The sequence below is a fragment of the Aeromonas sp. HMWF017 genome (genome assembly GCF_003061465.1).
Taxonomy (GTDB): Bacteria; Pseudomonadota; Gammaproteobacteria; order Enterobacterales; family Aeromonadaceae; genus Aeromonas; species Aeromonas veronii.
Genome location: NZ_QAJD01000005.1, coordinates 10633 through 31814, shown reverse-complemented (window position 1 = coordinate 31814; position 21182 = coordinate 10633). Strand labels below are relative to the sequence as shown.

The following is a 21182-nucleotide window of genomic DNA, read 5'->3' as shown; positions in this document are numbered from 1 at the left end:
GGTGAAAACAGTTTCAAAAAGACCCGATTCATCGGTGGGCGCCAGGGTGGCAACGACTTTGCCCGACTTGAGATCCTTGACGCGGACTTCGAGGGCATCAGGCAACCAAGCGGTCAGTTTGAGGCCGGGCCCATCCGGATTGGCCTGCAGGCCTAAGTGAGAGAAGGGATCGGAACAGCGGGCAGCAACCAAACGTTCAACGAGCATCGAGATTTCCTTTCATGACAGAGCATCCACTCCGGCCGAAGCCGGAGTGGATTTAGGTGAGAACGCTGTGGGAGACAGCGTCTCAACGACTGGCCTCATCACGGGCTTGGCTCATCTTGCCAGCCAGTGCCTTGAGTGCCTCATTGGCAAAAATATCTTCCAGATCAGCGGAGAGCTTGCGGCGCCAGTTGGGATATTCGTAACTGGTGCCCGGTACGTTGACCGGCTTGTCCATCTCTAGCCAATCTTCCAGCTGGGTACTGAACAGGGCGCAGCTGCCGCGGGACATGTGGATCTGCAGACCGTGGTTGAGTTCGGTGTTCATGCCGACCCAGTTCACGTCATGACTGATGTTGTCAGAGATGACCTTGTGGGCATGCAAGCTGTCGAGGATCCGCTGTTTGGCCTGGTGGCGATCAGCATACAGAGTCTTCAAAACATCTTCATCCGGATACAGGCCCAGTTGACGGCCGAGCGCCAGATCATCGCAGTGCCAGAAGCCCTTGAGGGTCGGCATGTCGTGGGTGGTCAGGGCAGACATCGCCTGCTCGGTGTAGTGCGCCGGGGAGATAAAGCCGCCATCTTCCTTGGAGCGCTCGAAGAAGAACACCTTGTAGGAGTGAACGCCGTTCTCTTTCAGGGTCACGTCGATCCCCTCCGGCACGGTACCCAGATCCTCGCCGATCAGCAGGCACTGATTGCGGTGGGATTCGAGGGCCAGAATGCCCAGCAGATCGTTGACCGGATAGTAGATGTAGGCGCCCTTGGCGGCGGACGCTCCGGGCGGTACCCACCACAGGCGCAGCAAGGCCATTACGTGGTCGATGCGCAGAGCGCCACAGGAGCGCATGTTGGCACGGAACAAGTCCACCATCGGCTGATAGGCCGCTTCAAACAGCTTGTTCGGGTTCATCGGGGGCAGGCCCCAGTTCTGACCGAGCGGGCCGAGAATATCGGGCGGCGCACCGACCGAGGCTTTCGGGCAGTAGAGATCCTGGTTGGCCCAGATCTCGGTGGAGCCTTCGGATACGCCCACCGCCAGATCCCGGTAGATCCCCATCACCATGCCGGCAGCCTTGGCGCGGGCATCGGCTTGCGCCAGCTGCTCGTCGGCCAGGAACTGCAGATAGAGGTAGAAGTTGACATCTTGCGGGTGCTCGGCCATCCAGGCAGCAACTGCAGGGTTGTGGTAATCGCGCAGCTCCTGCGGCCATACCGGCCAGCCCCAGGCATTTTCGCCTTTGGCATAGAAGTGGGCCTGCAGGGCATCAAATGCTGCCTGCTGTTGCAGGCTGTCGCCACCGGCGGCCACGAAGGCATCAAAGGCGGCCTGACGCTCGGCGCTCAGGGTGGCTTCATCGAACACCTGACGCAGCATGCCGAGTTTGGTCTGGAGCACGCCGGTGTAATCGACGTTCTCTTTGGCGCGCAGATTGGCCAGATGTTGCTGGAAGGCAGGACTTGCCACTTCCGCCTTCAGGCGATCGCTCTGCTGGAATTCGGGCACCGCTTCCACATTGATATAGGCCACGTTGAGCCAGCGACGGGAAGAGGGGCTGTAGGGACTGGCGCTCTCCGGATTGGCCGGATAGAGGGCGTGGATGGGGTTGAGGCCGACGAAGTGGGCACCCCAGGCGGCGGCTTTCTCGACCAGCTGGCCCAGATCGCTGAAATCACCGATACCCCAGTTGTGGCGGCTGCGCAGGCAGTAGAGCTGCACGCTCGGGCCCCATACCTTGCGGCCATCGGCAATCGGCGCCTGTTTGTAGCAGGCCTTGGGGGCGACGATGAGGCGCATGGTGGCCAGCGGCTCGTCATTGCCCTCTTCCAGCAGCACCAGCTGGTGATAGCCCAGCTCCGGGGCCATCTCCAATGTGACGCGATAGGCCTGGCACTCCATCTCTTCAAATTCGGCCACGCCGACCAGCTCACCCTCGATGGGGGTGAATTGACCGGACAGCACTGCACCCTGCTCCTGCTGGAGCTGCCAGGTGAGGGCGTCGTTGACGAATTCGATGGGGAGGCGAACCTCAAGGGTAACGGCGTCGCCGGTGCGAACCACCATCACAGGATCCAGCGCCCGCAGCCAGTGCTGGCGATGCTCCTCTTCCAGCTGCTGCACCAGTGCGGCCTCGTCATCGACGCGGTAGCCCATGGCGCCCAGCATGGCGGCCTTGCTCACTTCTGATACCTGGGCCGGGTGGCCCCAGGCATCGACATACTCGCTGGCGATACCTTTTGCGGCAGCCAGCTGTTCAATCAGGGTGGTCATAGTTTGAGAATTCCCGCTGTGGATTCTATCTATACTATTTTGTTTGATTTTTATGGGGTGGTACTTGAACAGTGGCTCTTTGGCCATGCTAAACCGCGCACATTTTTACATATCTCTGTGAATGGTTGTGTGACCGAGTAGGCACTATTGTTGATATCTGCGCGATGCCACGATCTGGCACTTTTTTCGTCAAAACGTGGTAATCAGTTACATAAACAGAAAATTAATTTCACAGTTTTTCATGATATAGCGCAATTTCAGACAGAATGTTGGTTGACTCACCGGAGAGTTCTAGTAAATTTACAAGCGGAATTTTCTTTGACTACTGAACAGTTAGGTAACTAAATATGACTATCAAAGTAGGTATTAACGGTTTTGGCCGTATCGGTCGTTTCGTATTCCGTCTGGCTTGCGAGCGTGCAGACATCGAAGTTGTTGGTATCAACGACCTGATCGATGTTGACTACATGGCTTACATGCTGAAGTACGATTCAACTCACGGTCGTTTCAACGGTACCGTTGAAGTTAAAGACGGCAACCTGGTTGTAAACGGCAAAACCGTACGTGTTACCGCTGAGCGTGACCCGGCCAACCTGAAGTGGGGCGAAATCGGTGTTGACGTTGTTGCTGAAGCTACCGGTCTGTTCCTGACCGACGAGACTGCTCGTAAGCACATCGCTGCTGGTGCCAAGAAAGTTGTACTGACTGGCCCGTCCAAAGATGCTACCCCGATGTTCGTAATGGGTGTTAACGACTCTACCTACGCTGGCCAGGACATCGTTTCCAACGCTTCCTGCACCACCAACTGCCTGGCACCGATCGCTAAGGTTCTGAACGATACCTTCGGTATCGAGTCTGGCCTGATGACCACCGTTCACGCTACCACTGCTACCCAGAAGACCGTTGATGGTCCGTCTGCCAAAGACTGGCGCGGTGGCCGCGGTGCGGCTCAGAACATCATCCCGTCCTCTACCGGTGCTGCCAAAGCTGTTGGCGTAGTTATCCCGGAACTGAAAGGCCTGCTGACCGGTATGGCTTTCCGTGTTCCGACTCCGGACGTGTCTGTTGTTGACCTGACCGTTAACCTGAAGAAAGCTGCCACCTACGCAGAAATCTGCGAAGCGATGAAAGCTGCTTCCGAAGGCGCTATGAAAGGCGTTCTGGGCTACACCGAAGACGAAGTTGTATCTACCGACTTCCTGGGTGAGCGTCAGACCTCCGTATTCGACGCCAAGGCTGGTATCCAGCTGAACGACAAATTCGTTAAAGTTGTATCCTGGTACGACAACGAAATGGGCTACTCCAGCAAAGTTCTGGACCTGATCGCTCACATCTCCAAGTAATTTGGGATGCGCAATCGCGTAGCTTGAAAAAGGCGGCCATTGGCCGCCTTTTTGTTTTTCGGTTTCCCCTGATGACAGGAGTCCACATGCAATCCATTCGTCCCCTGACAGCCAATTGCAAGCTTGCCAACAATGCTGCCGGTCTGCCGGTTCTCACCATCAACAACGACTATGCCAAGGCAGAAATCAGCCTGTTTGGCGCCCATGTGCTGAGCTATCAGCGTCATGGCGAGCCGGCCTCCATCTGGCTGAGTGACAAGGCGGTGCTGGATGGCAGCAAGCCTGTTCGAGGTGGTATCCCGATCTGCTGGCCCTGGTTTGGTCCGGCGCCCGCCCGCGTCGGTAGCGGCAAGCCCTCCCACGGTTTTGCCCGTACCACCCTCTGGATGCTGGACGGGGTCTCAGATCACGCCGATGGCACGCTTGTTCATCTTTCCCTGCGCGACAGCGACGCAACCCGTGCCCTGTGGGATCACCCCTTTGAGCTGGAGCTGGACGTGCTGGTTGGCAAAGAGCTCTCGCTGGTGCTGACCACTCGCAACACAGGTGCTCAGCCGCTGACCTATAGCGGTGCGCTGCACACCTATTTACAGATCAGCGCACCGGAGGCGGTGAGCGTGAGCGGTCTGGGTGAGCCCTATGCCGACAAGCTGACCGGGCAGGATGCCAAGCAGCAGGGTGCATTGACCCTGAGCGGGCCGCTGGATCGGGTCTACTGGCAGCCAGAGGCGTTGGTGAGCGTGCAGGATGGTGAGCGTGAGACCCGGGTTGTCAGTGGCAACCACGACAGCGTGGTGGTCTGGACCCCCTGGCTGGAAGGGGCCACCGCCATGGCCGACATGAGCGACGATGGCTATCGCACCATGCTGTGTGTCGAGGCTGCCATCGCTGGCGAGGCGGGCGTTGCCGTCGCACCCGATGAAGAGCACAGCCTCTCCACCGTGATCATCTGAGCAGGATGAGGTTCAGATAAATAAAGAGGGCTCCCGCGGGAGCCCTCTTTGCATCTCGTGACGGCCACAATCAGGCGTTGCCCTGAGTCTTGAGCTTGAGTTCGGCGGCGAAATTGAGCATCCGATCGAGCGGGATGAGGGCCTTTACCCGCAGCGCTTCATCGACATGGATCTCGTGGCGCTCGGCACCGTCGGTGAGCGCTTCCTTGATCGCCACCAGACCGTTCATCGCCATCCAGGGGCAGTGGGCGCAGCTGCGACAGGTGGCGCCATCGCCACCTGTCGGAGCTTCCACCATCTCTTTCTCCGGACAGGCCTGCTGCATCTTGTAGAAGATGCCCCGATCGGTCGCCACGATCAGCTTCTGCTGGGGTAGCTCCTTGGCCGCCTTGATCAGCTGGCTGGTGGAGCCCACCGCATCGGCCAGCTCGATCACCGAGGCGGGGGATTCCGGATGAACCAGCACGGCGGCGTCAGGATTCTGCTCTTTCAGCTCGCGCAGGGCGCGGGCCTTGAACTCGTCGTGGACGATGCAGTGGCCCTGCCAGCGCAGCATCTGCGCCCCGGTTTTCTTCTCGATATAGGCACCCAGATGGCGATCCGGGCCCCAGATGATCTTGTGACCCTGACTGTCGAGGTGCTCGACGATCTCCAACGCAATGCTGGAGGTCACCACCCAGTCAGCCCGTGCTTTGACGGCGGCCGAGGTATTGGCATAGACCACCACGGTGTGGTCGGGATTGGCATCGCAGAAGGCGGAAAACTGTTCGATGGGACAGCCCAGATCGAGGGAGCATTCGGCCTCCAGCGTCGGCATCAGCACCCGCTTGTGGGGGCTCAGGATCTTGGAGGTCTCGCCCATGAAACGTACCCCGGCGACGATCAGGGTCTGTGCCTCGTGATCGCGGCCAAAGCGGGCCATCTCCAGTGAGTCTCCGACGAAACCGCCGGTGGCTTCGGCCAGCGCCTGGATCTCGGGATCCGTGTAGTAATGGGCGACCAGTACCGCCTTGCGCTCCTTGAGCAGCGCCTTGATTTCTGTGGTCAAGGTCGTTCTCTGCTCGGCACTCAGGGGAAGAGGTTTGGCCGGAAAGGGGTAGTCCATTGCGACTACCGGCGGGACACTGCTCAGTGCATTGCTCATTGCGACTGTTCCATCAACGCTCGGGAAGGCAAAAATTATAACCAGAAGCCGCCCACAAACCCATCAACAAATCCGATGTAACGCAAGTGGGCGAATATACTCAGATAATTCGTTGTGATTCAGCCATAAGGAGTCGTCGCATGAAGCAACGTTCTCTCAAGTTCAAGCTGTTGTGCCTTACCATGGGGCTGTTTCTGCTGACCGGGCTGGCCATGACCCTGCTGCAATCGGCCTCTTTCAGCTCCCTTCGCAACATGGTGATGACCCAGACCAGCGATGCACTGGAAGAGGAGGTCTCCCGCAGCCTGCAGTATCAGGCAGAGCGCTATGCCATCCAGATTGCCTCGCTGATGCAGAACTCCTATCAGATCCCCCTGACCGTGACCGCCCAGATTGAAGCTGGGATGGCCAAACCGGAACTGCGTTTGTCGCGGCCCCAAGTGGAGTCTCTGCTCGGCAGCAGCCTGCAGCAGGCGAGCGGGATCAGCTCCATTTATGCCCAGTTTGAACCGGATGGCTATGATGGCGAGGATGGCAACTGGTTGGGCGGGGCCAGCCACTCGGTGGCAGGCAAGGGGAGTCTGGAGGTCTATTTCACCAAGGATCAGGGAGGGGCCGTCGCCCAGCAAGCGGTGGACGCCGCTGCCAGCGAGGCCAAGTTTGATACCTCCCTCAACGAGTTTGGCATTCGCAACAGCGAGTGGTATCTCTGTGGTCGCGATACCCGCCAGCCCTGCCTGATGGAGCCCTACCTCTACGAAATCAGCCCGGGCAACAAGATGCTGATGACCAGTCTGACGGTGCCCGTGCTGCGTGACGGCAAGTTTGTCGGGCTGGCTGGGGTGGATATGAACCTGCCCATCTTCCAGCAGCTTGCCGAAACGCTGGGCAAGAGCCTCTATGACAACAAGGCGGATGTGACTTTGGTCAGCAAGATGGGGCTGATTGTGGGCAGTAACCGCTATGCCGACAAGCTGGGCCGTCCACTCAAGGAGGTGGGCCTGACCCTGCCTGACGGTCAGCCTGTCAGCAGCGACAGTGACTTTATTCTTCATCAGCCCATCCGGGTCGAGGCAGCCAATACCCAGTGGTGGTTGATGATCAAGGTGCCCAAGGCTCTGGCGCTGAGCAAGGCGCACGCCATAAGCAATGAACTGGGCACCCTGCTGGTGGATGGCCAGCGGCAGCAGATCATCGCCATGAGCGGTATCACCCTGTTGGTGCTGGGGCTGCTGGTCTGGTTTATCCAGACCATCACAGCGCCGCTTTCCCTTATCAGCCGCCATGTGGGCCATCTCTCCAGCAACGAGGGGGACCTGACCCAGCAGATGGAGATCGACACCCATCAGGAGCTGATCGATTTGGGTTCCCAGCTCAATGCCTTTCTCGGCAAGCTGCGGGGCATGGTGCAAATGAGCAAGGGGATTGGCCAGCAGGTCTACCAGCAGGCGCGGGAGATGAAACATACCGCCGACACCATGCGCAACAGTCTGGATGAGCAGAATCTGGAGCTGGAGAGCGTGGTGAGCGCCATGCATCAGATGAGCACCACGGCAGTCAGCGTGGCGGGTTATGCCGAGCAGGCGGCGCAGGAGTCGGAAGCGGCGACCCACCACATCAATACCGCCCAGCAGACCCTCAGCAATGCCCGCAACGAGATCCATACTCTGGTCGGCGATATGCATGAGGCGGATAAAGCGGTAGCGCTGGTGGCCCAGCGCAGCACCAATATCAGCCGGATCCTCGATGTGATCCGCGCCATTGCCGAGCAAACCAACTTGCTGGCCCTCAACGCCGCCATCGAAGCGGCGCGGGCAGGGGACATGGGCCGCGGCTTTGCGGTGGTGGCGGACGAGGTGCGGGCGCTGGCCAACAAGACTCGTGAATCGACCGACGAGATTGGCCAGCTGATTGGTAGCCTGCAGACCGAGGTGAGCAGCAGCCAACGTCTGATGAATACCGGCATCGAGCGCTCCACCACCACGGTGCAGGGCACCGAGCAGGCGTTTGAGGCACTCAATCGGGTGGTGGCCCAGATCCAGCAGATCCACGACCACATCAGTCAGGTGGCTACCGCGGCCGAGCAGCAGAGCGCCGTGAGTGACGATATCAACAAGAATTTGATGCGGATTGGTGATACCGCCAACGTGATCGGGCAGGAGGCCAGCTCCAGCCATCAACTGAGCGAGGCGCTGGAGCAAGCGGCCACGGAGCTGGCCAGTCAGCTCGATCGGCTGCGTACCTGAGTAGTTGCCAGAGAGACAAAAGCCCGCGAGCGATCGCGGGCTTTTTTATGACTCGACGGCAGAGTTGCGTCAGTTGCGGGGTTCAACCAGCAGGATGTGGGAGTCAGCCCCCACCACCCTGACCTTGCTGCCCGCAGGCAGCGACTCGTCGCAGCGCACCGTCCAGACTGTGTCGTCCAGATGCACCCGGCTGGTGCCTTGCACGACATCATCCAGCAGGGTCAGCTCGCGGCCCATATAACTCTGCATCCGCTCGTTGATGGTGCTGGCGGCATCCTGACCCGAGTTGTCACGCTGGTGCTGCCAGCGACACCAGGCCCAGGTGGTGAGCAGGGATTGCACCGCAAACAGCAGCAACTGCGCCTGCCAGCCAAAGGGCCAGACCAGCAGCAGCAGGCCCACTTCCAGCGCGGCGATGCCGGTCCAGAGCAAAAAGCCCACCGAGCCGAGTACCTCGATGGCCAGCAGAATGAAGCCGAGCCCCAGCCAGTGCCAGTGGGTCAGCCCCTCTAACAGGGCTGTCATGACTTGCTGCCCTTGCCATCTTTGTTGAACAGCTCGGCCATGCCAGCCACCGAGCCAATCAGGCTGCCCGCTTCCAGCGGCATCATGATGATCTTGCTGTTGGGGCCTTCACCGATGCGGGCCAGTGCCTCGGTGTACTTCTGGGCCACGAAGTAGTTGATGGCCTGCAGATCCCCCTCGGCGATGGCTTTAGAGACCATGTGGGTCGCCTTGGCTTCCGCTTCGGCTGCCCGTTCCCGCGCTTCGGCGGCGAGGAAGGCGGCCTGACGCTCACCTTCGGCTTTGAGGATCTGGGACTGCTTCTCGCCCTCGGCTTTGAGGATCTTGGACTGGCGCACCCCTTCGGCTTCCAGCACCTCGGCCCGTTTCTGGCGCTCGGCCTTCATCTGGGCGTTCATCGCCTCGACCAGTGCCAGCGGCGGGCGCACATCTTTAATCTCGATGCGGGTCACCTTGATACCCCAGGGGGCTGTGGCGGCATCCATGGTGCGCAGCAACTTCTCGTTGATGGTATCCCGCTGGGAGAGCATCTCGTCCAGCTCCATGGCGCCGAGCACGGTCCGCATATTGGTCATGGTGAGATTGCGGATGGCGCTGGTGAGATCGTTGACCTCGTAACCCGCTTTGCGGGCATCCACCACTTGCATAAAGCTGATGGCGTCGATGGTGACGTTGGCGTTGTCGCGGGAGATCACCTCTTGTGCCGGGATGTCCAGCACCTGCTCCATCATGATGATCTTGTGGCCGACCCGATCCACGTAGGGGATCAACAGGTTGAGGCCCGGGGTCAGGGTGCGGGTGTAGCGGCCGAAGCGCTCCACCGTCCAGTTGTAGCCCTGCGGCACTATCTTGATGCCCGCGCTCAGGGTGGCGAGCACCAGGAACACGAAAATCCCTAGCACAATCAATGATTCATTCATCATTTAGCTCCTTATGAAACACAGCCCCTAGCCTATGGTCTGGCGTCAGGTACCACAAGTGACTTTGTACGCCTTTGTCATGAATCGGCTTTGCTAATTACCAAAACGCATTAAAAAGCATTTTTTATTATTTTGAGGGATAAGCTGCCCTGCCTATAGTCGCCCCATATTAGTCGTGTTCCGAGGGATGGGCCGAAATGGATTATTTACCTATGTTTGCCAAGTTGGAAGGCCGCCCGGTACTGCTGGTGGGCGGGGGCGAGGTTGCCCTGCGCAAGGCGCGCCTGCTGCTGGCGGCCGGTGCCAGACTGAGCATCGTCTCCCCGGAGCTTGAACCGGAATTTGCGGAATTCACCGGTCGTTTCACCCATCTGGCGGAACGCTTCAGCCCGACCCATCTGGCCGGCCAGATTTTGGTGGTGGCGGCGACCGACAACCTCGAAGTCAACGCACTGGTTTATCAAAGTGCCAATCAGCTGGGCCTGTTCGTCAATGTGGTGGATGACCCCAAACGCTCCAGCTTTATCTTCCCCTCGATCATCGATCGCTCGCCGCTGATGGTGGCGGTCTCCAGCGGCGGCAAGGCGCCGGTGCTGGTGCGCCTGTTGCGCGAGCGGCTGGAGAGCTTGTTGCCACGCCATCTTGGCGGGCTGACCGAGCTCTCCGGCCGGGTCCGTGACAAGGCCAAGCGGGTGCTCTCCTCAATTTCCGATCGCCGCCGCTTCTGGGAGCGCGCCTTTGCTTCCAACACCCTCGCCAGCCTGATTGAGAAAGAGGATTGGCAAGGTGCCGAGCAGTGGCTAAGCGATGGCCTCGATCAGGCGAAAAGCGAAGTAGGAGAAGTGGTGCTGGTCGGCGCGGGCCCCGGCGATCCGGGCCTCTTGACCCTCAAGGCGCTGCAACAGATTCAACAGGCTGAAGTGGTGCTTTACGACCAGCTGGTCTCCGCCGAGATCCTCGATCTGGTGCGCCGCGACGCCACTCTGGTGTCGGTCGGCAAGAAGGCGGGCGCCCACAGCGTGCCGCAGGAGGAGACCAATCGCCTGCTGGTGGAATACGCCAAGGCGGGCAATCGGGTAGTGCGGCTGAAAGGGGGCGATCCCTTTATGTTTGGCCGGGGTAGCGAGGAGCTGGAAGTGCTGGCCGACGAAGGCATCCCCTTCTCGGTAGTGCCCGGCATCACGGCTGCTGCCGGTGCCACCGCCTATGCCGGTATTCCACTCACCCACCGTGATTACGCCCAGAGCGCCGTCTTTATTACCGGCCACTGCCAAAAAGAGGGCAAGGAGCCCGACTGGCAGCAGCTTGCCGCCACCAGTCAGACCCTGGTCATCTATATGGGGCTGATGCGTTCCGAGCATATCCAGCAGCAGCTGGTGGATCACGGCAGAAGCCAAGCCACCCCCATCGCCATCATCGAGCGCGGCACCACATCCCGCCAGCGGGTGCTGACCGGCACGCTGGCGGATCTGGCGGAGCTGGCCAAACAGGCGGTGAGCCCGTCGCTTATCGTCATCGGCGAAGTGGTCGCCCTGCGCGAGCGGCTGGCCTGGTTTGGGGAAAAGGGTGGTGAGCAGCAGCAAGCTAACCCGGATCTCGATGGCTGCGACCTCAAGCTGGTGCAGCTGGCCTGACCGAGAAAGAGATATTTGATGCGGCTGCCGGTGCGGCCGCGCACTGAACCACCCAGCGCCCCGAGCAGGCGCATAAGCAATGACCCGAGGACCAACATGGACCGTGAAAGATTGACCCACTTGCAGCAGCTGGAAGCCGAGAGCATCCATATCATCCGCGAGGTGGCTGCCGAATTTGAAAACCCGGTGATGATGTACTCCATCGGCAAGGACTCCTCCGTCATGCTGCATCTGGCCCGCAAGGCCTTCTATCCGGGCAAGATCCCGTTCCCCTTGCTCCACGTCGACACCGACTGGAAGTTCAAGGAGATGATCAAGTTCCGCGACGAGACTGCCAAAAAGTACGGGCTGGATCTTATCGTCCACAAGAACCCGGAAGGGCTCGCCATGGGCATCAACCCCTTCGTCCACGGCAGCGGCAAGCACACCGACATCATGAAGACCGAGGGGCTCAAGCAGGCGCTCAACAAATACGGCTTCGACGCCGCCTTCGGTGGCGCGCGCCGCGACGAGGAGAAGTCCCGCGCCAAGGAACGGGTCTACTCCTTCCGTGACAAGTCCCACCGCTGGGATCCGAAAAACCAGCGCCCGGAGCTGTGGCGCGTCTACAACAGCCAGGTCAACAAGGGGGAGAGCATCCGGGTGTTCCCGCTCTCCAACTGGACCGAGCTGGATATCTGGCAATACATCTATCTGGAAAAGATCGACATAGTGCCGCTCTACTTCGCCGCTTACCGTCCGGTGGTGGAGCGCAACGGCATCAAGATCATGGTGGATGACGATCGTATGCCCATCGGCCCGGAAGACGAAGTGAAGCAGGAGCTGGTTCGTTTCCGCACCCTCGGTTGCTACCCGCTGACCGGGGCCATCGAATCCGATGCCACCACCTTGCCGGAAATTATTGAAGAGATGCTGCTCACTACCTCGAGCGAGCGGCAAGGGCGGCTGATTGACCACGATCAGGCCGGCTCCATGGAGCAGAAGAAGCGTCAGGGATATTTCTAAGGAGTCGTCAGCATGAACAGCCATATTCAGACCGCCATCACCGAACAGGGCATCGAAGCCTACCTGCACGCCCAGCAGCACAAGAGTCTGCTGCGTTTTCTCACCTGCGGCAGCGTGGATGACGGCAAGAGCACCCTTATCGGTCGCCTGCTGCACGACTCCCAGCAGATTTATGAAGATCAGCTCAAAGCGCTGGAGTCAGACAGCCAGAAGCTCGGCACCACCGGCGAGAAGCTGGACCTGGCGCTGCTGGTGGATGGCCTGCAAGCGGAGCGCGAGCAGGGCATCACCATCGACGTGGCCTACCGCTATTTCTCCACCGCCAAGCGCAAATTTATCATCTCGGATACCCCGGGCCACGAGCAGTACACCCGCAACATGGCGACCGGCGCCTCCACCTGCGATCTGGCCATCATATTGATCGACGCCCGCAAAGGCGTGCTGGATCAGACCCGTCGCCACAGCTTTATCGCGAGCCTGCTCGGCATCAAGCAGTTCGTGGTGGCGGTCAACAAGATGGATCTGGTGGAGTTCAGTCAGGAGGTGTTCGAGCGCATCAGTGCCGATTACCGCGAGTTCGCCAAGAAGCTCAGCGTAGACACCATCCATATCGTGCCGGTCTCGGCGCTGGACGGTGACAACGTGGTGAACCAGAGCGACAAGCTGGCTTGGTACGAAGGCGAAACCCTGCTCTCCCTGCTGGAGTCTGCGGAAGTTGAGCGCGAGCTGGAGCGCCATCCGGTGCGCCTGCCGGTGCAGTATGTGAACCGCCCGAACCTCGATTTTCGCGGCTTCGCGGGCACGCTCGCCTCCGGCATCCTGCGGGTGGGCGACAAGCTGGCGGTGCTGCCGTCGGGCAAGGAGAGCACAGTCACCCGCATCGTCACCTTCGACGGGGATCTGGAGTACGCCCTGCCGGGTCAGGCCATCACGGTCACCTTCGCCGACGAGATCGACATCAGCCGCGGCGATCTGCTGGTGGATGCCGCTAACCGTCCGCAAGTGACCCAGAATGTGCTGGCCCATATCGTCTGGATGGGGGAGGAGTCCCTGCAACCGGGCCGTGTTTACGACGTCAAACTGGCCACCAAGAAGAGTCGCGGTCAGGTGGAGGCCATCCGCCATCGCATCGAGATCAACAAGCTGGACGAGTTGCCTGCGAGCGAGCTCAAGCTCAATGAGATCGGCCTGTGCGAGCTGAGCCTGACCGACCCGGTGGCGTTCGACCCGTATCAGGAGATCCGCGATACCGGCAGCTTTATCCTGATCGACCGGCTGACCAACGTCACCGTCGGCGCCGGCATGATAGTGGAAGGCTTGGCCTCCAAAGCGGTAAAAGGGCACTACAGCGAGTTCGAAATCGAGCTCAACGCCTTGGTGCGCAAGCACTTCCCGCACTGGCAAGCCCTTGCCATCGGTAACGACACAAGCAAGGAGTAAGCCCATGACCTGGCAACAATTCCTGGTGCTGGGTCTGCTGGCTGCTCTCGTGGCCCTGCTGATCCAGGGCAAACTCCGCCCGGCGCTGCTCTTCTCGGGCGCCGTGCTCATCACCTACCTGAGCGGGCTGGCGGATATCAACGCCGTGGTGGCGGGCTACACCAACAGTGCCCTGCTGACGCTGGTGCTGTTGCTGCTGGTGTCGCTGGCGGTGGAGAAGACCCGCATCATGAGCTGGTTCGCCAATCTGGTGGGCACGGGTTCATTCAACAAGGTGCTGGTGAAGGTGTGGTTCTCCACCGCCTTCCTGTCGGCTTTCGTCAATAACACCGCCGTGGTGGCCTCCATGCTGGGAGCGGTCAAACGCAACCCCAACCACGCGCCGTCGCGACTGCTGCTGCCCATGTGCTTCGCGGCCACCTTTGGCGGGGTGCTGACCCTGATCGGCACCTCCACCAACCTGATCGTCAACAGCTTCCTCATCAAGATGGGGGCACCGCCGCTCGGCATGTTCGACTTCTTTATGGTGGGGGCGGGTACCCTGCTGACCGGTCTGGTGGCCGTGCTGCTGTTTGCCCGTCACCTGCCGGTTCAGGATACCGAGATGAGCCGCGAATCCGGCTACTTTCTCGAAGCCAAGGTAGGCGCCGGTTCGCCGCTGGCGGGGCGCAGCGTCAAGGAGAACGGCCTGCGCAGCCTGAAAAGCCTCTATCTGGCGGAAATCATTCGCGGCGATCAGGTGATCTGCCCGGTGCAGCCGGAACACGAGCTGCACGAAGGGGACGTGCTGCTCTTTTGCGGAGACGTGGAGAGCGTTGGCGTGTTGCAGGAGATGAAGGGGCTGGATCTCTACGGCCAGCACCGCCTCAACGGCCAGCATCTGGTGGAGGTGATCGTCAGCCACAGCTCGCGGCTGGTGGGTCAGACCATCAAGGATGCCGAATTTCGCACTCACTTCGATGCGGTGGTGCTGGCGGTGCGCCGCGGCGAAACCCAGCTTACCGGTGGCCTCGGCCAGATTGAACTGCACGCCGGTGATACCCTGCTGCTGGCCCCCGGCCCCCAGTTTGCCCGCAACAAATCGCTGGGGCGGGAGTTTGTGGTGGTGAGCGGGCTGGAAGCCTCCACCCGCCTCGATGGCAAGCGCAGCGCCGCCGTGGTGCTGGGGTTTCTCGGGGTGCTGGCGCTCTCGGTATTCGATCTGGTGCCGCTGTTCAAGGGCTTGCTGCTGATGCTGGTGGCGCTGCTGCTCACCCGCATTCTGACCCTGGACGAGATCCGCCGCCGCTTCCCGCTGGATATCTGGCTGGTGGTGGGCGGGGCGCTCGCCATCGCCGATCAGCTGGAAAAGAGCGGACTGGCGCGGCTCATCGCCGACTGGCTGATGGGGGAGTTCAACGGTGCCAGCCCCATCATCGCCTTTATCGGTATTTATGTGTTTACGTTGGTGCTGACCGAGCTGATGAGCAACAACGCCGCCGCCGCGCTGGCCTTCCCCATGGGTTACCAGCTGGCGCTCAGCATGGATGTCTCGACCATGCCGTTTATTCTGGCGGTGCTGTTCGGGGCCAGCTCCAGCTTTATCCTGCCCTATGGCTACCAGACCAACCTGATGGTCTATGCCGCGGGCAACTACAAGATGCCGGACTACCTCAAGCTGGCCCTGCCGGTCTCGCTGGCCTATAGCCTCGGGGTGATTGTGATGGTGCCCCTGCTGTTTCCGTTTTAAGGCGTGAGAGCCAATCAAGGAGTGTTGGATGAGCAATATCGTGTGGCATGCCCATGCCGTCGACAAACAGAGCCGGGCCGAATTGAAAGGGCAAAAGCCGCTGGTGATCTGGTTTACCGGGCTCTCCGGGGCGGGCAAATCGACCCTGGCGGGGGCGCTGGAGCAGGCGCTGGCCGCTGAGGGCAAGCACACCTATCTGCTGGATGGGGACAATGTGCGCCACGGCCTGTGCGGGGATCTCGGTTTCGATGATGCTGCGCGGCAGGAGAATATCCGCCGGGTCGGCGAAGTGGCAAAGCTGATGGTGGATGCGGGCCTGATCGTGCTCACCGCCTTTATCTCGCCGTTCCGTGCCGAGCGGGCGCTGGTGCGCAGCCTCTTGGGTGAAGGGGAGTTTGTCGAGGTGTTTGTCGATGCGCCGCTCGCCGTCTGTGAAGAGCGCGATCCCAAAGGACTCTACAAGAAGGCTAGGGCAGGGGAGATCACGAATTTTACTGGTATCGACTCCGCCTACGAGGCACCCGAGCAGCCGGAGATCCATCTTCTAAATGCCGGTAAACCGGTCGAGGTGTTGGTGGATGAGTTGCTGACTGCCCTGCGGCAGGGGAACTACCTGTAGTTTTTGGGTTTCGTTACCTGATAAAGGGAGTCGGATTGTTATCCCGGCAACCGGGTAATTACTCAGGCGAGAGCTTAGTTACCTCAAGGCTGCCGATATCAGCCCCACAAGGGGATCTTCCGATCCTTGCTTATATTTCGGCGGGGTTATTCGCGATTGTCCGAATACGTTGCGCTATTCGAACCTACGGGTTATCGAGGAAGATATAGGCAACTTGCGACTATGGTGAATTATTGGAATGAATGCCGTTTTATTTATCATGAAGATATTTTGACTTAATGAATTTTGCTACGTTGTCAATATCTGGAAAAATAGTGTCATTCGAAATTCCAAGAACTTCCAGTTCATTTAAAATTACTTCTTTCTTATCGGCAGGAATGAGTATTTGTGGCATCTTTTTTTGTGGGAAGCAATATTCTCTAATTTTTGCAGGAGATGTTTTTTTGTCGCTTATACCAAACAGAATAAAATAACCATCTTGTTTTATTATTCTTGGGTTATCTAGCAAGGGGCGGACAAAAACTACAGACTCAAGATGGTTGCGCTCAATTTTTGATTCAAAGTGAGGCTTTTCATGCCTAATATCGTGCAATAGAAGTTGTATGTTATGTGTTGCATTAAATGCAGCTATTTCTTTTTCTGATTTTGGTGCTTCGTTTAAATCAAAATTCTTTGGTCTTTTTGCAATGTTTGAAATGATACTAACGGTATCACTGTCGTGATACTTTATGCTGTCTTTAAATGCACAGAAAATGATAACTTCTCCGTCCGCTTCGGTTTCAACACCATCATCATTCTTTACCCGTTCAGGTTGACATGCAAAATATAGTGCAACTAACGGGTTTGTTGTGATGTCTAGCAAACGTGTTGGTAGTGAATAGTGCTGCATTTTTACCAAAGATTGAAACGTGTATTTATGATTTATAAACTCATTTGGACATTTTGAAATCAAATCTTTAATCATTATTTCTTCATTTTTTATCCACTTTTCGTTTCTATAAATACTGGGTATTGGTTTCCAATTTATATCTGCATGGCCTCTGAAAAAATACTCTCTTTTAAATCTATCACTATCGTCAAGACCTCTTAATGCATCCAAGAAGGAACTGATGGATTGAATGTGGGTTTTATCTTGATTTTCTTCGTCATTTCTTTCTTTAGTCATTTTCTATCCAGGTTATTTATTCTTAATGCGGATGGTGTTTATGGCCTAACTATTACTTGAGTTGCGAAACTAGGTTTTGTCAAGGGCAAGCTTTTATTAGGCATTAGCTTTGATAAAATCTGCAACTTCTAATTCTTTTGTTTTAGAAAAGATCCATCCTTTTAAAGTGTTATTCCAACGACCACCGAGAGCTTTTAATCCATCTTTGATGTTCTTCGTATCTCCTTTCACTAAAAATGATTTAATTTGTCCATCTTTTTCATAATCTTCCATAAAAACCTTTCCTGATTTCAGGATTTTCTTTATAGCTTCATTTTTTTCTGCAACTTCTTCTTCAGTCATAACTTGAATTGGTTCGTTTTGAATTAAGCGTTGAATATTGATAGAGATCTGGCTCAGTAATTGGTCTTTGAAGTCACCAATATCTCTATAAGCACCAGTCAATCCTATTTTTTGCATTTTCTTTTGAAATTCACGTAACGCTTCAAGTTGTTTTAAATCAATGTTGTTTATATCGACTGGTTGGCCAGAAAAATAAAGCATGACAGGTCGGCTATGCTTAATAAACCACTCAACTTCTTCAACAGTACCACTTTCACTCACCCCTGTAGGGGAGCCAAGACGAGTCCAAAATACGCCAACCAACATATCGCAACCGTCAACAACCTGCTCGTTGATTACTCCTTGAGCTCTATTGCCAAGTAGTGGTGCTGAATGCGTTTCCCATCCTACAGGTAATAACACAACATTTTGTCGTTCAGCATTCATGCTATTCCATCTAGCTATCACTTCTGCGATAGCTTCTCTTTCTGCTCCGACATCACCTGGGCTTGCGATTAAAATTTTAAAAACTTTAGCATCAAAAGACATATTTATCCTCTCTGTTTTAATAAAATTGAACTCAGAATGTATGACAGCCATTATATAGATGGCGTTATTAATCCGATAATAAGAACACCATCTCGTATGTTGGGCTAAAAATCGTAGGTTGGTGCAGAACGAAGTGAAGCCCAACGTTTACCGCGAAACGTATCTGTGAATTTGTTTTACCGAGCGGCCTGCTCCATGTTTATCCCTCTTTAGTTGAGCTAATCGTGCTTGTCTGTTGGGCTTCGCTACGCTCTGCGCCAACCAGCAAAAACCACGCTACCGCCCCTGAATTTCAGCCTCCAGCTTGCTGCTTGTTACCTGCGTTTTGGCACTGGCTTGGCTCATGGCTGACTCCGACAAGAGGTTGCCAAGCGGCTATGTTACCGAACGGGGCTGGGGTGGAAAGTGGAAGCGGGCCGTTTTCTGAGCAAGATCAATAAATTAATAAATAACAGACGGTGATATAACCGCTCAACCGCAGCGGCCCATCAACGCAGGGGGAAATCGGACGGTGAAGCGGGAGTATCGTCCTCTTGTTGGCGGGTATGGAAAAACCAAATGGGCCTGCGGGCCCATTTGGTTTTTCTGCGGTGATGGTTTGGGTAGCGGTTATCTGGCTTGGCGAACCGGCACGGTGCGGGTGGCTGCCACTTCGTAGCGGCTTTGGCTTGTCGGAGCCCCCTTCTGGAACTGGCGTACCAGCCGGTCGAGATCGCTCAACTGATTGACCAGCTGGGTGATGCCGTGCACGGCGTGCTGGCTGCCGACGCTGGAGTCATCGGCCAGGGTCTTGATGCTGAGCACGTTGCGGTTGATCTCGGCGGTAACGTGGGACTGCTCCTGCACCGCCTGGGCAATCTGGCTACTGCCGGAGGCGACCTGCTGCAACATGTTGTTGATCTGCTGGAGTATGGTGCCGGTCGCGGTGGCCTTCTGCTGGCAACTGTCGGCAAGTTGGCAGCCCTTCTCCATCGCCTGCTCAGCCTCACCAGAGCTGTTTTGCAGCTCGGTGATCATCTTCTGGATCTCGCTGGTCGAGGATTGGGTCTTGATGGCGAGCGTGCGGATCTCGTCGGCCACTACCGAGAAGCCGCGACCCGCTTCGCCAGCCCGGGCCGCTTCGATGGCGGCATTGAGGGCCAGCAGGTTGGTCTGGTTGGCGATGTTGTTGATCACATCGAGGATGCCGTCGATATCGCGGCAGTGGCCGACCAGCGCACTGATCACGCTCTTGGAGGTGATAAGTTCGCTGTTCATACCCGCCACGGCAGCCACGGTTTCGGCCACGCTACTGTTGCCGCTCTTGAACAGCACGGCCGTTTCATCCAGCAGGCTGGAGGAGTCTGTCGAACTTTGCGACACCTCGCGAATGGATTCCGACATTTCGGTCACGGCAGTGGCTACCTGATTGGTTTCGGCCTGCTGCTGTTGCAGGTTGTCGGTGATGGATTCGGCGTTGCGCAGATCCCCCTCGGCGGCCTGCAGGATCTTGCTGCAGGTCTGTTGGGTGCGGGCCAGCACGGCGTTGAACTCGGCCTGATTCATCACCATCGAGAGTTCGATGGCGGCGATATTGTCCACCTTGTTGGTGTAGAGCAGCTGCATCAGCGGATTGTCAAAGCGGCTGCGGGCTATCTTGTTGAGCTTGCCGAGGCGGCGGGAGAGGGCATTCAGGGTGATGGCCGCTATCGCCAGCGGCAGGGCGGCCAGCGCCAGTTGCCAGTTCATGTCGTGGCTGTAGCCCAGGGCAAACATGGCGAGCAGGCTCAGCAGCAGACAGAGGTTGATGGCCAGGGTATGGGAGAAGGTGGGCAACTTGAGCGCCAGCGGCAGCTTGTTGTTGCGAAGGTCGGCATAGACCTTCTCGGCCCGCTGTTTGATCTCCTCGCTCGGGGCGGTGCGCACTGACTGATACTCCACCACCCGGCCACTGGCATCCTTGATGGGGGTGACAAAGGCGCTGACCCAGTAGTGGTCACCGTTCTTGCAGCGATTTTTCACCGGCCCCATCCAGCTCTTGCCATCCCTGATGTGACCCCACAGATCGGCAAAGGCCTGTTTCGGCATGTCAGGATGACGCACCAGATTGTGGTGCTCCCCCTTCAGCTCGTCGAGCGAGAAGCCTGCAATATCGCAGAACTCATCGTTGGCGTAGGTGATGCGGCTCTCCAGATCCGTGGTGGAGATGAGGCTCTGGTGGTCTGGATAGAGACGTTCTCTTTGGGTAACCGGTTGATTGATTCTCATGGCCTTGCTCCCGAGCTGTGGTGGTTAAATTTTGATCTGCATCAAGACATGTGCAAAGGGCGGGCCAGCTGGCAAAAACTAATGATTGATGTGTTATTAGCGAGGTTTGGAGAGGAAAAACGCGTGGTTGTTTGCAATATGCAACGGATCTGACGGGGTGTACCTCTGCGGCATCTGCAATTTGCAACCTATTCTGGGCAAGCCCATGAGCTTGGAGCCAGCAGCTGGATGCGAAGGAGCTATGAACCGACGGGGCATCAGCTGCCCCGCCAGAGATCAGGGGAGAGGGTCGGGAGCGGATGAGGAGGGGGCGCTGACGAGCTGCATCACTTCAATCTGGATACCCTGCACCAGCACGGTTTTCAGATCTTGCAGGTACTCCTCCAGCGGCGACTCTTGCAGCAGCTGGGCGAGCTCGTTGCCCACCGGGGTGAGCCGGTAGTAGAGCAGGGTGATGTTGTTCTGCTTGCACTGCAGCCGCCAGCGCTGGTTGCCAAACTCCAGCTCGACCCCATCGGCGGGCAGCGGGCCGGACTCCAGCTCCGCGCGATGCAGCAGCCCCAGCTCAAACAGTTGCAGCAGGGCGTTGTAGGGCAGTCGGTATTTGCCAAGGCCAAGGCGCGTTGCCTTGGCGCGACTCAGCAGGGTGGCCCCCTTGTGCAGCCCCAGCAGCAGTCGCTGCTCGTCGCTGCCGGTGTAGTGGCAAGTCAGTGAACAGATGCGCTGAAACAGCTGGGCCTCGCGCTGGGTCATCTCTTTGAGGGTGGCGAGCGCCCGTATGGAGAAGCGGCCCGGGGTGGCGACTTCCAGCGCGAAGATCCGCCCCCATAGCTGCTGCATCGGCACCATGCTGATGTCTTCCG

17 protein-coding genes are annotated in these 21182 nt (G+C 57.7%); 8 read left to right on the top strand and 9 right to left on the bottom strand.

Annotated elements, in window-relative coordinates:
• A partial coding sequence (locus DBR30_RS21455; protein WP_258224247.1) for a GlgB N-terminal domain-containing protein occupies window positions 1-207 on the bottom strand: 207 nt, incomplete at its 3' end.
• Between the two features lie 82 nt (window positions 208-289).
• On the bottom strand, window positions 290-2479 hold the full coding sequence (malQ, locus tag DBR30_RS00530) for a 4-alpha-glucanotransferase (protein WP_181363460.1): 2190 nt from the start codon (window positions 2477-2479) through the stop codon (window positions 290-292).
• 347 nt (window positions 2480-2826) lie between these two features.
• Here malQ and gap point away from each other — a divergent pair, with 347 nt between their 5' ends.
• Both gap and DBR30_RS00515 read left to right on the top strand, forming a co-directional pair.
• Window positions 2827-3822 carry a type I glyceraldehyde-3-phosphate dehydrogenase gene (gap, locus tag DBR30_RS00520; protein ID WP_005335708.1) on the top strand — a complete coding sequence of 332 codons (996 nt, stop codon included), beginning with the start codon at window positions 2827-2829 and terminating at the stop codon, window positions 3820-3822.
• Between the two features lie 86 nt (window positions 3823-3908).
• Window positions 3909-4775 (top strand): D-hexose-6-phosphate mutarotase, encoded by an 867-nt coding sequence (locus tag DBR30_RS00515; protein WP_108541054.1) that lies wholly within the window; start codon window positions 3909-3911, stop codon window positions 4773-4775.
• 70 nt (window positions 4776-4845) lie between these two features.
• On the opposite strand, the gene nadA is transcribed toward DBR30_RS00515, so the two are convergent.
• Window positions 4846-5919, bottom strand: coding sequence for a quinolinate synthase NadA (nadA, locus tag DBR30_RS00510; protein ID WP_181363459.1), 1074 nt, complete (start codon window positions 5917-5919; stop codon window positions 4846-4848).
• A 140-nt stretch (window positions 5920-6059) separates the two neighbouring features.
• Here nadA and DBR30_RS00505 point away from each other — a divergent pair, with 140 nt between their 5' ends.
• Window positions 6060-8165 carry a methyl-accepting chemotaxis protein gene (locus tag DBR30_RS00505; RefSeq protein WP_108541053.1) on the top strand — a complete coding sequence of 702 codons (2106 nt, stop codon included), beginning with the start codon at window positions 6060-6062 and terminating at the stop codon, window positions 8163-8165.
• A gap of 69 nt (window positions 8166-8234) precedes the next feature.
• On the opposite strand, the gene DBR30_RS00500 is transcribed toward DBR30_RS00505, so the two are convergent.
• Both DBR30_RS00500 and DBR30_RS00495 read right to left on the bottom strand, forming a co-directional pair.
• Window positions 8235-8690 (bottom strand): NfeD family protein, encoded by a 456-nt coding sequence (locus DBR30_RS00500; protein ID WP_108541052.1) that lies wholly within the window; start codon window positions 8688-8690, stop codon window positions 8235-8237.
• Window positions 8687-9610 (bottom strand): SPFH domain-containing protein, encoded by a 924-nt coding sequence (locus tag DBR30_RS00495; RefSeq protein ID WP_108541051.1) that lies wholly within the window; start codon window positions 9608-9610, stop codon window positions 8687-8689. Before DBR30_RS00495 ends, DBR30_RS00500 begins: the two co-directional genes overlap by 4 nt.
• A gap of 197 nt (window positions 9611-9807) precedes the next feature.
• On the opposite strand from DBR30_RS00495, the gene cysG reads away from it, so the two are divergent.
• From cysG to cysC, 5 genes are all read left to right on the top strand, one after another.
• A complete protein-coding gene (cysG, locus tag DBR30_RS00490; RefSeq protein ID WP_108541050.1) occupies window positions 9808-11244 on the top strand; it encodes a siroheme synthase CysG in 1437 nt (478 codons plus the stop codon).
• A 72-nt stretch (window positions 11245-11316) separates the two neighbouring features.
• Entirely contained in the window at window positions 11317-12249 is a 933-nt protein-coding gene (gene cysD / locus DBR30_RS00485) for a sulfate adenylyltransferase subunit CysD (protein ID WP_323137704.1), read from the top strand.
• A 12-nt stretch (window positions 12250-12261) separates the two neighbouring features.
• Window positions 12262-13689, top strand: coding sequence for a sulfate adenylyltransferase subunit CysN (gene cysN, locus DBR30_RS00480; protein ID WP_108541049.1), 1428 nt, complete (start codon window positions 12262-12264; stop codon window positions 13687-13689).
• A gap of 4 nt (window positions 13690-13693) precedes the next feature.
• On the top strand, window positions 13694-15418 hold the full coding sequence (locus tag DBR30_RS00475) for an SLC13 family permease (protein WP_108541048.1): 1725 nt from the start codon (window positions 13694-13696) through the stop codon (window positions 15416-15418).
• Between the two features lie 28 nt (window positions 15419-15446).
• A complete protein-coding gene (cysC, locus tag DBR30_RS00470; RefSeq protein WP_108541047.1) occupies window positions 15447-16037 on the top strand; it encodes an adenylyl-sulfate kinase in 591 nt (196 codons plus the stop codon).
• 250 nt (window positions 16038-16287) lie between these two features.
• On the opposite strand, the gene DBR30_RS00465 is transcribed toward cysC, so the two are convergent.
• The 4 genes from DBR30_RS00465 to DBR30_RS21450 form a co-directional block, all read right to left on the bottom strand.
• Window positions 16288-17202: an FRG domain-containing protein gene (locus tag DBR30_RS00465; protein ID WP_108541046.1), complete on the bottom strand. Its 915-nt coding sequence runs from the start codon at window positions 17200-17202 to the stop codon at window positions 16288-16290.
• A 96-nt stretch (window positions 17203-17298) separates the two neighbouring features.
• Entirely contained in the window at window positions 17299-18072 is a 774-nt protein-coding gene (locus DBR30_RS00460; RefSeq protein WP_108541045.1) for a hypothetical protein, read from the bottom strand.
• 609 nt (window positions 18073-18681) lie between these two features.
• On the bottom strand, window positions 18682-20319 hold the full coding sequence (locus tag DBR30_RS00455) for a methyl-accepting chemotaxis protein (protein ID WP_108588146.1): 1638 nt from the start codon (window positions 20317-20319) through the stop codon (window positions 18682-18684).
• A gap of 276 nt (window positions 20320-20595) precedes the next feature.
• The coding region (locus DBR30_RS21450; RefSeq protein ID WP_258224245.1) for a TIGR03899 family protein at window positions 20596-21182 on the bottom strand (587 nt) is incomplete at its 5' end.